9 protein-coding genes are annotated in these 13,788 nt (G+C 70.1%); 1 reads left to right on the top strand and 8 read right to left on the bottom strand.

Annotated features, from left to right (window positions below):
* Positions 1 to 55: 55 nt before the first annotated feature.
* Positions 56 to 2,410, bottom strand: coding sequence for a transketolase-like TK C-terminal-containing protein (locus tag EOV43_RS06240; protein WP_239022250.1), 2,355 nt, complete (start codon positions 2,408 to 2,410; stop codon positions 56 to 58).
* A gap of 157 nt (positions 2,411 to 2,567) precedes the next feature.
* Here EOV43_RS06240 and EOV43_RS06235 point away from each other — a divergent pair, with 157 nt between their 5' ends.
* Positions 2,568 to 3,017, top strand: coding sequence for an Lrp/AsnC family transcriptional regulator (locus tag EOV43_RS06235; protein ID WP_128220229.1), 450 nt, complete (start codon positions 2,568 to 2,570; stop codon positions 3,015 to 3,017).
* A 104-nt stretch (positions 3,018 to 3,121) separates the two neighbouring features.
* Here EOV43_RS06235 and EOV43_RS06230 read toward each other — a convergent pair whose 3' ends face one another.
* The 7 genes from EOV43_RS06230 to EOV43_RS06200 all read right to left on the bottom strand — a co-directional run bounded on the left by EOV43_RS06230 (position 3,122) and on the right by EOV43_RS06200 (position 13,776).
* On the bottom strand, positions 3,122 to 3,472 hold the full coding sequence (locus EOV43_RS06230; protein WP_128220227.1) for a zinc ribbon domain-containing protein YjdM: 351 nt from the start codon (positions 3,470 to 3,472) through the stop codon (positions 3,122 to 3,124).
* Positions 3,473 to 3,482: 10 nt separating this feature from the next.
* Entirely contained in the window at positions 3,483 to 4,958 is a 1,476-nt protein-coding gene (locus EOV43_RS06225; protein WP_128220225.1) for an alanine racemase, read from the bottom strand.
* Positions 4,955 to 6,622 carry an FAD/NAD(P)-binding protein gene (locus tag EOV43_RS06220; RefSeq protein ID WP_128220223.1) on the bottom strand — a complete coding sequence of 556 codons (1,668 nt, stop codon included), beginning with the start codon at positions 6,620 to 6,622 and terminating at the stop codon, positions 4,955 to 4,957. The genes EOV43_RS06225 and EOV43_RS06220 overlap by 4 nt, the downstream gene beginning before the upstream one ends.
* The gene (locus EOV43_RS06215) at positions 6,612 to 7,709 is read right to left on the bottom strand and encodes a cysteine synthase family protein (RefSeq protein WP_128220222.1); all 1,098 of its coding nucleotides are present in this window, start codon (positions 7,707 to 7,709) and stop codon (positions 6,612 to 6,614) included. The genes EOV43_RS06220 and EOV43_RS06215 overlap by 11 nt, the downstream gene beginning before the upstream one ends.
* 171 nt (positions 7,710 to 7,880) lie before the next feature.
* A complete protein-coding gene (locus tag EOV43_RS06210) occupies positions 7,881 to 11,378 on the bottom strand; it encodes an ATP-binding protein (RefSeq protein WP_128220220.1) in 3,498 nt (1,165 codons plus the stop codon).
* On the bottom strand, positions 11,375 to 12,223 hold the full coding sequence (locus EOV43_RS06205) for a DUF4194 domain-containing protein (RefSeq protein ID WP_128220218.1): 849 nt from the start codon (positions 12,221 to 12,223) through the stop codon (positions 11,375 to 11,377). Before EOV43_RS06205 ends, EOV43_RS06210 begins: the two co-directional genes overlap by 4 nt.
* Positions 12,220 to 13,776 carry a DUF3375 domain-containing protein gene (locus tag EOV43_RS06200; protein ID WP_128220216.1) on the bottom strand — a complete coding sequence of 519 codons (1,557 nt, stop codon included), beginning with the start codon at positions 13,774 to 13,776 and terminating at the stop codon, positions 12,220 to 12,222. The genes EOV43_RS06205 and EOV43_RS06200 overlap by 4 nt, the downstream gene beginning before the upstream one ends.
* Positions 13,777 to 13,788: the final 12 nt, after the last annotated feature.

Here is a 13,788-nt window from a genome sequence, read left to right as displayed (position 1 = left end):
GAATCGAGGGCCAGAGGCCCCGATCCCTATGACGTCCCGACGAAGCTGAGGCAGGTCAGCGACCCAGCAGCCCCAGGGAGGCGTCGACGATCGCGTCGGTGTCGATGCCGTGCAGTGCGTACGCGTCAGCCAGGTTGGACGACTGACCGAAGTCGCTGACGCCGAGGCACTTGATCCGGTCGCCGCGCACACCCGCCAGGTAGGAGAGCGTGTGCGGGTGGCCGTCCATGACGGTCACGATCGGTGCGCGGTGCTGCTCGGGGAACAGCACGTCGACGATGTCGTCGCCTGCCTTCGCGGCAGCGCTGCCGACCGAACCACGTCGGTTGAACGAACGGAACACCAGGTCGGGGCTGGTCAGGCAGACCACACCAGCGACGATGCCCTGGGCCTTCAGCGCCTCGGCGGCAGCGATGACCTCAGGCATGATCGCGCCGACACCGACGAGGGTGACCTGCTCGGTGGCCGGGTCGTGGTCGGTGAGGCGGTAGCCACCAGCGACTGCGTGCTTGCGACGACGCTCCAACAGCGTGGCGTCGGTGGGCAGGTTGGCGAGGTCCTGCGGCAACGGACGAGTGGTGAGGCGGAAGTAGGACGACGTGCCGCCCTCGACGCCGACCTGCTCCATCGCGGCCAGCATCGTCCACTCGAGGTCCTGGGCGAACGCCGGCTCCCAGGCGATGCACTGGGGCTGCTCCAGCCCGATGGACGGGGTGTAGATCGACTGGTGCGCGCCTCCCTCGGGGGCCAGCGTGACGCCGGACGGGGTGCCGATGATGATCGACTGACCGCCGGAGTAGATGCCGTAGGACCACGGCTCCAGGGCACGCGGGATGAAGGGGTCGTAGACGGTGGCGATCGGGATGAGGCGCTCGCCCCAGCGCGACCAGGTGGCGCCGAGCTCACCGAGCAGGCAGACCAGGTTGACCTCGGCGATGCCGAGCTCGATGTGCTGGCCGTCGGTTCCCTCCGACCACTTCAGGACCCGCTCGGCGTCGTCGGCGAACCAGTCACGACGGTCGTTGACCGACCAGACGCCGGTCTTGTTGATCCAGCCGCCGAGGTTGGTGGACGAGGCGACGTCGGGGGCGCAGGTGACGACACGGGCCGCGACCTCGGGGGCCTCACGCGTGAGGTCGGTGAGCAGACGTCCCAGTGCGGCCTGCGTGGAGATCGGGGCACGGTGGGCACGTCCCAGCGCTGCGGGGACCTTGATCTTCGGGGTGGGCGTGATCGCGTCACGCCTGAGCACCTCGCCACGGGCGCGGCACAGGTCGGCGGCCGGGCCGGCCGGAAGCGGCTCCCACGGCTGGGCCGGGTCCACCCCGGAGGCGGCGGCGAGCTCGAGCATCTGCGCCTCGGTGATGAGGGCGGAGTGGTTGTTGGGGTGGCCCTCGGTGGGCAGGCCGCGACCCTTCACGGTGTAGGCGAAGATGACGGTCGGGCGGGTGTCGTCGACGGCCCGGTAGGCGTCGGTGAGCAGACCGATGTCGTGGCCGCCCAGGTCACGGATCGCGATGGCGAGTTCGTCAGCGGTGACGCCGGCGAGCAACTCGGAGAGCGCCGCGGGGGCGTCGGAGCCGAGGATGCGGGCGGCGACCTCGTCCTGGGGGGCACGCAGCATCCGCTGGTACTCCTCGTTCGGCATGTCCTCGAGACGCTGGCGCAGCTCGTCACCGCCGGGGCGGTTGAAGAGCGCGGAGATCGTGGAGCCCCACTTGAGCGTGATGACCTGCCAGCCGGCGGCCTCGAACATGCCCTGCAGACGCTGGGTCTGGATGTCGGGAACGACGCGGTCGAGGGACTGACGGTTGAGGTCGACGATCCAGAGCAGTTCACCCAGGCAGGCGACGGCCGGGTCGGCGACGGCTTCCCAGATCGCGCCCTCGTCGAGCTCGGCGTCACCGAGCAGCGAGATGAAGCGGCCGGCCTTCGGGGTCTCGGGGAAGCGCGACGCGACGTAGCGGTGCCCCATCGCGGCCCAGAGCGCGGCAGTGGCGCCGATGCCGACCGAACCGGTGGAGAAGTCGACGGTGTCGGGGTCCTTGAGGCGGCTCGGGTAGGACTGCAGTCCGCCCTTCTCGCGCAGGGTGGTGAGGTACTTGACGTCGAGGTCACCCAGGAGGTGGTTGATCGCGTGCAGCGCCGGGGAGGCGTGCGGCTTCACCGAGACGCGGTCGTACTGCGTGAGCTCGTGGAACCAGAGCGAGACCATGATGTCGATCATCGAGGCGGACGACGCCTGGTGGCCGCCGACCTTGACGCCGGAGGTGTTGACGCGGCCGCGGTTGGCCTCGTTGATCATCGCCGACGAGAGCCACAGCACCCGCTGGGAGATCTCTCGCAGCGTGGCCTGTTCCGCAGCGGTGAGGCTGCTGGAGAGAACCTGGGGGGTGGGGTCGATCGTCACGACGGGGCTCCGTTCACTCAGTACAACATGTACAGAATTGAACGGCTCACGCACGCGCGCAAGCACGAGGCGCAAACCGCCCCCCATTTGCTCGCTTCCACCCTTGAATCCATCCCTGTGCGCCACATCTGTGCGCCAGGGAAGTAGATTCGGGCGCATGGCACTCACTGAGATCGACTCCGTCGACCGTCGTATTCTCGACCTCCTGATCGAGGACGGACGACGTTCCGTCAAGGAGGTCGCTGACATCGTCGGGCTCTCCCCCAGCCCGGTCCGTCGTCGGATCGAACGCCTCGAGGACCGCGGCATCATCACCGGCTACACCGCCGTCGTCGACGAGAGTGGCCTCTCCCCCACGTTCGAGGCATTCGCCGAGCTCCGCTTCGCCGGCGACACCAAGGTCTCCGACATCACCGCGTCAGTGAAGGGCATCCCCGAGGTGACGGCCGTCTACACCGTCGCCGGTGACCCCGACGCCATCGTGCACTTCCGCCTCGACGACCTCAGCCACCTGCACCAGGTGATCGACCGGATCCGACGCGGCGGGCACGTCATCGGGACCAAGACCCTGATGGTGCTGGACTCCTGGCAACGCGGCCGCGACTGAGCCGCTGGCCATTGAAATGCCCGTTGAAATGCAGAGTGGTCAGTTGTCGACGCCGGAGAGCCTCACGACGTCGACAACTGACCACTCGGTGGTTCTGAGGAGCGTCAGACCTTCTTGACGATGCTCGACTTGAGCTGCAGGACGCCGAAGCCGTCGACCTTGCCCTCGAGGTCGTGGTCGCCGACACCGTTGATGATGCGGATGCCCTTCGCGCGGGTGCCGACCTTGACGGTGCCGCCGCCGGCGCCCTTGACCTTGACGTCCTTGATGATGGTGACGGTGTCGCCTTCCTCCAGCACGTTGCCCACGGAGTCCTTCACCTGCGCGGCCAGCTCGGCCTCGGCCTCCTCCGACGGCGACCACTCGTGGGCGCACTCGGGGCAGACCAGGAGCTCGCCCATCTCGTAGGTGTACTCCGACGAGCACCGGGGGCACGGGGGAAGAGTGTCAGCCATGGCGGCGATTCTAGAGGGCTGCCTCCGCGACCCCTGAGCGCGCGGTCGACACCGCGTCGATCGGGTCGCGTTCCCACCCGCCCGCGGTGTGCACCAGCGTGGCCGCGAGCGGCAGCTGGTGCGAGGCGCTCTCCAGGATGTGCATCAGGTAGCCACCGGTGTTGGGGAACGCCAGGACGTCGTCGCGCGAGACCCCGTCGGGGAAGGTGAGGCGTCGTCTCAGGATGAGCTCTTCCTCGACGCAGTAGGCGCCCACGAGGAAGCCGTCCCCGGGCTGCGCCGCCGGGCGGGCGTCGGGCGGACGCACCAGCAGAGGATCGACGAGGAAGTCCGCCGACGTAGAACGCACCTGGGTCCGGTTCATGTGCAGCACCACCAGCGGCGTGCCGTCATTGGTCTCCTTGCGCGCGGCGACGGCGGCGAGCGTCATCCCGCATCCGTCGAGCAGGGCGCGACCGGGCTCGAGACGTAGTTCGAGGGTGCGGTCACGCAGCAGGTCGGCGATGGTGTCGCCGCCGACGTCACCGGGCACGGCCGGGGCCTCCAGCACCCGGTGGAGCCACTGCCCGCGGACCTCGCGCTGCCAGTACGGGTACAGCGTCGGCGAGGGACGTGGGGCGGACGGGTCGAGCAGACCGAGCCGATCCCCCCTCCACGTGATTTCGTCGCCCTCGGCCTGGGCCACCCGACGCCAGAAGGTGCGCCACTGCCGCTCGTCGACGAGGTAGCTCATCGGGACTCCGCCACCGATGTCGATCCACCGCACCGGGTGCCCCGCAGCGCGCAGCGTGTCGACGAGACCGACCGCTTCCCGCAGTCCCGTGGCCCGCTCGGCGGGGTCGTACCCGTTGAGGTGGAAGTGGACGCCCTCGATCCGTGCCCACTGCTGGGTCGACCGGTCGCGTTCGGCGAGCGCCTCGAGCCAGCGCTCTCCCGAGAGACCGAAACGGGTGGGCGCGACGTCCTCCACGGAGAGCCGCAACGCGACCCGGGCGACCCTGCGGCCCCTGCGCGCGGCGTCGACCAGGTCGTCGAACTCGTCGAGGTTGTCGACACTGACGGGAACGTCATGGGCGACGCACGTGTCGAGGAGCGCCATGCCCTTGACCGCCGCGGTGACCACCAGGTCCTCGCCGGTGACGCCGAGGTCGAGGCACTGGGTCAGCTCCCCCAGCGAGGCGACGTCGACCCCGAGGTGTGCCTCGCGGGCAGCGCGCACCAGGCCGATCGCCTTGTTCGCCTTGCGGGCCACGAAGAGTCGGGTCTGGACGCCGTGCGCGTGGCCCACCTGGAGCAGCTCGGAGGCGTTGCGCGCCAACGGAGTGAAGTCGAGGACGTTGACCGGCGATCCGTGACGGCTCACGAGGTCCGCGACCTGCGTCGGGTCCGACAGCAGATCGACAGCCCACTCCTCCAGACGCGCGTCCAGCGGCAGCACTCCGCGGCACCGCGCCCGGAGGTCTGCCGTACGGTGCTTCGGAGTCACGCCTCCCCCACCGCCGCCGTCGCGGCACCAGCAGCGGCCGTGCGGAGCTTGGCGCCGCGTTGACGAGGCATCACGGCCCGCCCGGCCACCATCTCGGCTGCGATCCGCTCGGCCCAGCGTTCCACGTCGGCGTGCAGCCGCAGCAGGGTGTCGTGCCCGATCACAGGGTCCTCCGTCGGCCGCCCCAGCACGCTGAGCCCCGGCGTCCCTCGGCCTTCGGGCGAGATGCACTGACCCGACGCGGTGGTGAGGACGCCGCGTTCGCCGGGACGCACCTGCACCTGGCCGAGGTCGAGCAGGGTGGCCCAGAGCGAGTCATGGGCTCGCGGTTCGGCCCCGTCCGCTCCGAGGTGGTCGTCCAGGACGCCCGGCCCACGAGTGATCGCGTCGACCTCGACCGTCGCCTCGGCGGGCACGGAGCGGGCCACGTCGAGCATCCCGGCCTCCCCCAACGCCAGGAGTTTCCGGACGGTCTCCGCCGGCGGACCGAAGGCCCAACGCTCGAGTCGTGCTGCCCGCTCACGCCACCGACGCCACTCGTGCTCGGGGCGGACACTACGGTCCAATGAGGCGACGACGTGGGCGTACCCGGCGGCCCAGGCCCGGCCGAGCCACCACGCTGCCTCGTCGAAGGAAGTGGTGGACGAGGCGCAGGGGTGGTTCCCCTCGGCTCGGTCGAGGTCGCGCAGCCAGCGTTCCTGCCACGGTTCCTCGTCACGTCCGCGGGCCAGGACGACGTGGGCGGAGTCCCGGACGAAACGGCGGCCGCTGGCGTGGGCTGCCGCAGCGGCGGCGTCGACCAGCACGTCCCACCAGCCGTCGTCGGGGACCGCGCCTGGACGCCAGCGGGACGTCACCGATCGCACGGCCTCCACCACGGCGGGGTCCAGCACGTCGGGCTTGGGCATGAGGAGCTCACCGGAGCGGGAGACGAGGGTGATCCGGTCCGGCTCCTGCCCCGAGGGCACCCACGTGAGCCCTGAACCGATCGGCACAGGGGCCTGCTCGGGCTCGGGTGAACCGTCGGCGAACCAGCGGCTGCCGCGGGCGGCCGTCAGGGTCAGGACGGTGTCGATCCCGGTGAGGGCGGCACCGCGAACCGCGACGTGTGCTCCGGGACCACGACGGGCCACGTCCGCGGCGAGCTCGGTGTGGTCGACTGCTCCGCCGCCGGCGTGCCCGGTGGCCAGCACGACCCGCGGGGCCACCGTGCGGGCGGCGCCCCCCTCGGTGAGGACGTCCCACCCCTCCCGGCCTCGCACGAGTCCGGTGACGGCCTCCCGTCGGTGCCTGATCCGCAGGCGTGGGGAGCGCTCGACGCAGCCGAAGACCCAGACCAGGTAGAGCCCCATCCGCGCCCGCGGCGGGTACCTCAGCGGCACGTACCGCACGCACCGTTCCCAGGCGCGGTAGTCGTGGCTGACCGTCCCGGACCGGGATCTGAAGTCGACGCTGCTGGGGTCGAGGTTCATCAGCAGGTGCGGCAGCTGGTCGGGACACCAGACGGCGCCGGCCCCGGGTCTGCCCGGTTCGAAGAGGTCCACCACGAGCTCCCGACCGAGTCCCTGACCGCGTTCCTCCGCCGCAGCCAGAGCGTCGTCGAGAGCCAGCAAAGCCTGCAGGGCACGTGGGCCGCCACCCACGACCACCAGGTCAGCTCGCACGATCCACTCCTCCAGTAGGTGTGTCGACCAGCGCCGCGAAGGGCCAGTCACCCGCGTCCTCGGCGAGAGCGCGGGCAGGGTCGGCCAGTTCGGCGCGGACCCACACGTCGTCGTACACGGTGTTCAGGTAGGGGGCTCCGCCGTCATGGACGAGCATCGCGACCAGCGCGTCCTCACCCAGGTGTGGGAGGTCGCGACCGACCGCGGCGACGATGGCACCGGTGGACGCGCCCGTGAGCAGTCCTTCGCGGCGCGCGAGCAGTCGGCAACCGCGGACCATGTCGGACTCGTCGACGCGGTGGACGACGGCGGGGGTGGCATGCAGGGCGTGCTCGGTGACGAAGCCGGCGCCCAGTCCGGGCATCTTGCGTTCGCCGGGTTCGCCTCCCCAGAGCGCGGACCCGGTCGCGTCGACCGCGACGAGGGTGGTCCCCCAGCGGTGGCTGCGAATGGCCTGCTGGCAGCCCAGCAGGGTTCCGGCGGTGCTGGTGGCGACATAGAGGTGGGTCGGAGGGCGCCCGAGCGCCGCGACCAGCTCGGGCAGGGTCCCCTCCTCGTGCGCCGCCGGGTTGTCAGGGCGGGCGTACTGGTCGGGGGTGACGGCGCCGGGGATCAGGTCAAGGAGTTCCCGGACCCGGGCCACCCGGGCCACGAGCCGGTTGCCACCTACGCCGACCTCGACCAGATCGATCTCGGCGCCGAAGGCCTGCATCGTGCGGACAGACGCCTCGTTGGCGCGGTCGTCGACGACGGCGACGAAGCGGTAACCTGCGACGGCACACCGACGCGCCAGCGCCACCCCGAGGTTGCCCGAGGTGGACTCGACGATCGTGCCACCGGGACGCAGGAGCCCGTCACGCTCGAGCCCCTCGACCATCGCGGCGGCAGGGCGTTCCTTGGCGCTGCCGGAGACCTGGAGGTTCTCCAGCTTGGCCCAGAGCTGGGGACGCGCAGCCGGGAAGATCCGGGTGAGCCGGGTGAGGGGCGTCGGTACCGCAGCCAGGTGGGGCGAGTCGTGGACCTCGGGAGACGGGGTCCGAAGGACACGGATTCCAGACCGCTGGAACTCGCCCGCCTGCCCCGTCATCTTCCCCCCTCGCGTCAGCCGCTCGCAGTTGCGCGACCACTGGCAACGTAACGGGCGACACAGCGCTTGGGAAGCAAGATGTCACACCTGGGGATGACTGTGACCCACTTGTGAGCAGGTCACAGTCATCCCCAGAAGGGGGTAAGCAGTGGGGGCGAATGGCCCGGAAGGTCAGGCCGAGTCGACCCTGTCGCGCTCGGCACGCCGCACGGCGTCCATAATCGGCGTGATCCACGACTGGTGCGTGGTGGCGTTCTTCGTGATCGCCAGCAGCTCGTCCATGTGCGGCTCCAGACCGGTCACCTTGTCGAGCGGGACACCGATGACGAGCTGGAAGCCCAGCTCCTTCCAGGCACGCACGGCGCGGCCGGCGAACTCAGAGTCGGCCTTGACGAAACCTTCGTCGAGGAACACCGGCGCGAAGCGCGGACGCGAGCGGGCCTCGTCACCGAGACGGAAGCGCAACGCCGAACCGACGATGAACGCCACCAGTTCCTGGGACTCACCACCGGACTTCTCCCCCAACGTGCGGTACGTCGCGGTGACCTCACCGGTGCCGTGGTCGTAGCGCTCGGCACTGATCTCCACGTGACGACGCACGTCGAGCAGACGGTCGCGGTCGGAGGTGCCCTCCAGCGTCGCGGACGGCTTGCGGAGCTGGTTCATGAACCGGCGCAGGTCCATGAAGCGCTTCTCCAGGTCGGCCTCGGCCAGGTCGGTCGGGGCCTCGGCGGCGAGGTGGCGCAGGTCCTTCATGAACGTCGTCAGGTGCACCGGGGAGAGGCGACGCAGACGGATCCGGAGCCGGTCGCCCGACGCACCGAACTCGATCCGACGCAGGATCTGGTTGATCGGTTCGAGACGGTCCTCGATCTCCTCCACCGAGGACGCCATCGCGCCCACCAACGGCACCAGGTCCTGACCGCTCCACTCGGTCAGACGACGACGCCACTCACCGCGGCGGGCTGCCAGACCGGTGCCGCGGATCTCGTCGAGGATCGCGGCGAAGTCGCTGTAGGCCTCCGGGCTCGCACCCAGGTTCGGGGAGTCCCACTGCATCTTGTAGAGCTTGAAGATCTGCGCGAGCTCCTCGTCAACCCGACGGACCTCGAAGTCGACCTCCTCCACGGCCGCACTCAGCCGCTGCGCCAGGCGCTGGGAGTTCTCCTGGAACCGGTCGAGCGCGTCGGGGTCGCCGGGCGCCACGGCGGCGGTGAACTCCTCGGCCAGCGTCGCTGCCTGGTCCTCGTCGAGGGTGACCTTGCCACGGTTCTCGACCTCTTCGAGGAGGTCCTTGACGGTGTCCTCGTCGTCGACGAGTTCGGCGTGCTGGGCCGCGAGGGTGCGCTGGGTCTGCTCCAGGCCGTAGCGCTCCTTGCGGGCCTCCTCCAGACGGGCGGAGAGCTCGGCGATCTGGGCCTCGAGGACCTTCAGTTCGTCGTCGGCGTCAAGGATGTCGGCTCGACGCTGCTCCAACTCGTCGACGCGACGCTGCGAACCGTCGGTGTCGATGTCGTCGAAGCGGACCAGCACCAATGCTTCGTAGGCGGTGCGGCGCTGCTGCAGGACACGCTCGGAACGCTCGACCGCGGCCACGGCGGCGTCGATCTCCTGGAGTTCCTTCTCGATCGCCTCGAGTTCGGCATCGGCCTCGGCCACGGCCTCCTCGTTGGAGAAACCGATGATGTTGCGGATGTCGTTGCGACCGTGGGCACCGCGCGCACCGTTGCGGGTCTGGCCGGCCAGCGTCACGCGGAAACCGTCGCCGCGCAGGTCGTCGGCGGTCTCGACGCAGAGCGCGTTGCGTTCGGGGGAACGAACGAACCACTGCACCCAGCCGGTGAACGGGGAGTCCTTGTGGATCAGCTTGCCGGCGATCCGGGCCGGGTCGCCCTGACCCTGCTCGGACATGTTCAGCGGGACGCCCTCGAAGGTGAGGCGGCCCCGCAGACGCAGACCGTCGATCGCGGCGGAGAACTGGTCGAGCTTCTCCTCGGGCACCAGCATCAGACGCGCGGCACCGCCCAGGACCGTCTCGACGGCGTTGCGCCACCGGACGTCCTCGGGGGCGACGTCGATCAGTTCAGCGACGAACGGCAGCTCGTCCACGCCCAGACCGGACGCGGCCGCGACCTCCTCACGGAGCTCGTGCATGCGCGCCGGCACCCGACCACCGGTGTTCTCCAGCGCCGCACGCTCGCGACGGACGTCGGACTGACGCTGCTTGACCGGGTAGAGACGGTCACGGACCTCGTCGCGGACGCCCTTGAGGCGCGCCTGCTCGGCCGGGAGGGCGTCGAGCCACGCGGAGGCGTCGGCCTGCAGGCTCGCGAACGCTTCAGCGTCGGCGAACGCCGCGGCGAATCGGTCGGCGCTGCCGGTACCGGACTCCAACAGCGGCAGGACCCGCTGCTCCACCTCGGTGCGACGACGGCGACGCTCCTCCAGGACCGCCTCCTCCTGCGCGATGGAAGCAGCCAGCGACTCCAGCGTCGCGCCACCAGCAGCGCGGTGCGCGGCCTTGGCGTTCTCGACGTCCACCTCGAGGGCACGTTCGGTCCCGACGCAACTGGCCAGCGTCTCAGCGGTGTGTTCGCGGTCGGCCTTGTTGCCGGCCAGCGACTTCTCCAGCAGACGCAGGTGCGTGCGGTAGAGCCACAGACGCAGCGGGGTGTCGCCCTCGGACGTCACACCGTAGGAGTCGAGAGCGTGACGACGACGACGCGCCTGCTGCTTGCGCTCGTTGAGGTCGACGATCGGGCCGAGCAGTTCGAGCTTGCGCTCCTCGGTCCGCATCGCGGTGTAGGCGGCATCGAGGTCGTCGAAGTGCTCGACAGCACGGTCAGCAGCCGCATACGTCGCGGGCCGCTCCAGCACCATCTCCTTGTAGAGCTCGTCGACACTGCGGACCTGGTTGCCGGCCTGGATCCGGGCCAGCAGACGCAGCGCCTTCGCGCCGTCGCCGTTGGCACCGATGCCGAGGCGCGCGTGCAGGACGGCGGCGAACTCGGCGTAGGTGCGGTGCACCCGGATGCCGGGGAACAGCTTCTTGAGGGTGTTGGCGTGGAAACGCTCGGCCACCGCGAGCTCGGCGTTCTCCAGGGCCAGCGGGCCCTCGAAGGTCGTCAACTGCATCTGGACCTCGCCGGAGCGGGTCGCACGACGCGGCACGTAGTAGGTGCGCAGCGCGGTGAACTGGCCGCCCTGGTCGTTGACGAACGTCATCGCCACCGCACCCCAGGTGTCGGCGCCCTTGCCGCGCAGCAACTTCTCCACCGGACGTCCGGTGCGGGGGTCGTCGACGACGTCGACCGCGCCACGCAGGTAGGAGAGCAGGTTGCGCTGACCGGCCGAACGGGCACGACCGGCGACGGCGTCGTTGGAAGCACCGTTGAACTTGGTGTCCGAGGTCATCATCAGCGCGGTGTAGGCGTCGAGGATCGTCGACTTACCGGCGCCCGAACCACCGGAGATCATGGTCGCGTCGCCGCCCAGCGGCACTCGGGTCAGGCCGGAGAAGCCGCCCCAGTTGACCAGCTGCATGAGATGGGCGCGCCACTGCATGGTGTCGTCGGAGGGGGTGGCGACCACGGCGGAGTCGAAGAGTCCCTCGCCCTGCTCGGCCGCGATCTCGTCGGAGAAGGTGGTCTCGTTCTCGCCCACGCTCATCGCGTCTCGTCCTTCGCGTCGTCAGTGTCGGTGCCCGTGGCGGCGTCGGCGCCGGACGGGGTGCCTTCGACGGTGTGCTCGTCACCGAACAGGTCGTCGATCTTCTCCGGCTCGACCGGCACCGTCTCGTTGGCCCGCTGAAGTGCGGCGAGCAGTTCCTTGAGCAGCTCCAGCGGCAGCAGCGGCTCGACGGCCTCGCTGATCTCGAACCGGTCGTCGGTGCCGGTGGAGATCAGCAGACCTGCCTTGGCGACGGCGGCCACCGCGTTGCGGGCCCGCTTCTCGTCGCCGGCCGGGTCGGTGGCGTGCAGCGGGCGGAAGCTCTCGACGTAGTCGAGGACGTCGTCGGTGTCGACGAAGACCTTGCTCTCACCGCTGGCCAGACCGGCGCGGAGGCGGTCGCGCAGGTGCACCAGGACCAGGGTCTCCTCGCGCGACCACGCGGTGTCGTGGAGCAGCGTCGGGAACTTCGCCGCGGTCTCGGAGGTGGCCTGACGCTTCCAGGCGACCTCGCGCTCGCGGTCGACCTGCAGTTCGAGGAAGAGGTCGTTGAGGCGCGAGCGCAGCAGGCCCTCGTGCTCGACGAGGGTGCGCCAGTCCCGCGGGTGGGTGCGGGCGGAGATGAAGCGCTGCTTGAGCAGCGTCACCAGTGCGTGCCGCTGGGCGACCTCCAGGGTGCCCTCGTCGCCCTCGAACAGGGAGACCGAGGCGGAGTCGTGGGCGAACTCGTGGCTGGCCACGCCGTCCTCGTCAGGGCCGGACTGGGCGTCGGGGTCGATGGCGTCGTCGAGGGCGCTCTCGACGGGCTCCATCACGTCGTCGGGGGTGAGGTCGTCGTCGCTCATGAGTCACTCTCGTCACGGGTCGGGTCGGGGGTCGCGTCAGGGGCGAGGTCAAGGTTGACGTCGGGGGCGACATCAGGGGCGGTGCCGAGCTCGGTGCCCAGTTCAGTGCGCGGCACCTCGAAGACCCGCGTCGTGCCGTCGGGACGTCGGGTCACATAGGTCTCGAGGTCGTCGCCGCCGCTCCAGCCACGCTCTGCGGCGAGGTGCAGCAGGCCGAAGATCTCGACCGGACGACGCATCGACTCCTCCAAGGAGTCGAAGACGCCGCCGAGGGTGCCGGTGGGGACGAGGCCGGCGAGTGCTGCTTCAAGACGTTCGCGCAGGTCACCGAGTTGCGGACCGCCTTGGGCGCGGACCGCCTCGAGCGAGAGCCTCGGGTTCGCCTCGGGGGCCTCGTTGGTCCCGATGCGTTCTGGCAGGACGTCGTCGGCGGGGTCGTGGAAACGCTCACGCAGGTGGTCGACGACGACGCGTGAGGGCAGCAGGCCGACGTCGTGGGAGGCACGCGGACCGGTCCTGGCCATCCACGTCATCATCTCCGACTCGACCGCACGCAGGGTCTGCTCCAGTTCGCGGTCGCGGGCCGCGTCGTGGGAGACGATGTACTCCTTGAGCGTCGCGGTGACGCGGGAGCGTTGGGTGAGCACCCGGTCGAGACCCTCACGGACCAGCTTGACGGTGCCGCGCAGTTCGGCGCGGTCGGCGTCGTGCAGGATCCGGTCGGCAGTGGGGTGTTCGAGCAGATCGTTGAGGTCCTCGCGGAGCTGGGAGACCAGGCCCTCGTCGCGCAGCAACGCGAACGCCCCCTCGAAGGCGCGACCCTCGTGGGTGGCGGTGATGAGCGCGTCGGCTCGTTCCAGGTAGGTGTCGATGACGTCACCGGCGGGGCGGTCGTCTGCGCGGAACGCGGTAAGGATCTCGCCGCGGATCTGGGCGAAACGCTCCTCCACGCGGGCGAAGTCACTGGGCAGCGCCGAGATCAACGACAGCAGTTCGGTGAAACCCTCCGACATGTAGTCGTCGGTGGCGGTGACCAGGTCGGCGCCGCCGAGGAGACGGTCCCGTTCGGCGGTCATCCGCGCGATCTCCTCGTCGAGGATCGTGACGCGCGCGGACCGGTCGGGGTTGGCCTCGGAGTTGAAGCGGCGCACGGTGCCCAGGATCGTCGCGATCCGGTGTTCGCTCAGCGTGGCGCGTTCGCGGGTCATGTTCTTGACCAGTTCGAGCGCCTGCTGGGCGTGCGAGGTCAGCGTGTAGACCTCCTGGCCGCGCTCGTCGAGGGAACGGACCAGCCACTGGTCACGCATCCACTTCTGGCACAGGTCTCGCCCGGGGGCGGACGGGACGTCCTTCTCCCCCGCGACGCGCACCTGGGCCAGGTGTTCCTCGACCTGCGTGTGCAGGCGGGCGGTGGGGATCGGTCGGTTGCTGCGGCCGAACGCCGCGCGGAAGACCGAGATCACCACCGGGGCCTGACGTTGGTGCAGGAGTGTGAGGGTGGGTTGGTCGAACGCGTTCTTCACGCGCGCCAACTCGGCAGCGATCTCGCTCAAGCTCAGTGCCTC

The organism is Nocardioides yefusunii (assembly GCF_004014875.1).
GTDB lineage: Bacteria > Actinomycetota > Actinomycetes > Propionibacteriales > Nocardioidaceae > Nocardioides > Nocardioides yefusunii.
This window is presented reverse-complemented; position numbering and strand designations above follow the sequence as displayed.

Bases quoted from the DNA above. Each gene is read 5' to 3' on its own strand.
- EOV43_RS06235 (WP_128220229.1), top strand. From the start codon at position 2,568: ATGGCACTCACTGAGATCGACTCCGTCGACCGTCGTATTCTCGACCTC.
- EOV43_RS06230 (WP_128220227.1), bottom strand. From the start codon at position 3,472: ATGGCTGACACTCTTCCCCCGTGCCCCCGGTGCTCGTCGGAGTACACC.
- EOV43_RS06215 (WP_128220222.1), bottom strand. From the start codon at position 7,709: ATGACGGGGCAGGCGGGCGAGTTCCAGCGGTCTGGAATCCGTGTCCTT.
- EOV43_RS06205 (WP_128220218.1), bottom strand. From the start codon at position 12,223: ATGAGCGACGACGACCTCACCCCCGACGACGTGATGGAGCCCGTCGAG.
- EOV43_RS06210 (WP_128220220.1), bottom strand. From the start codon at position 11,378: ATGAGCGTGGGCGAGAACGAGACCACCTTCTCCGACGAGATCGCGGCC.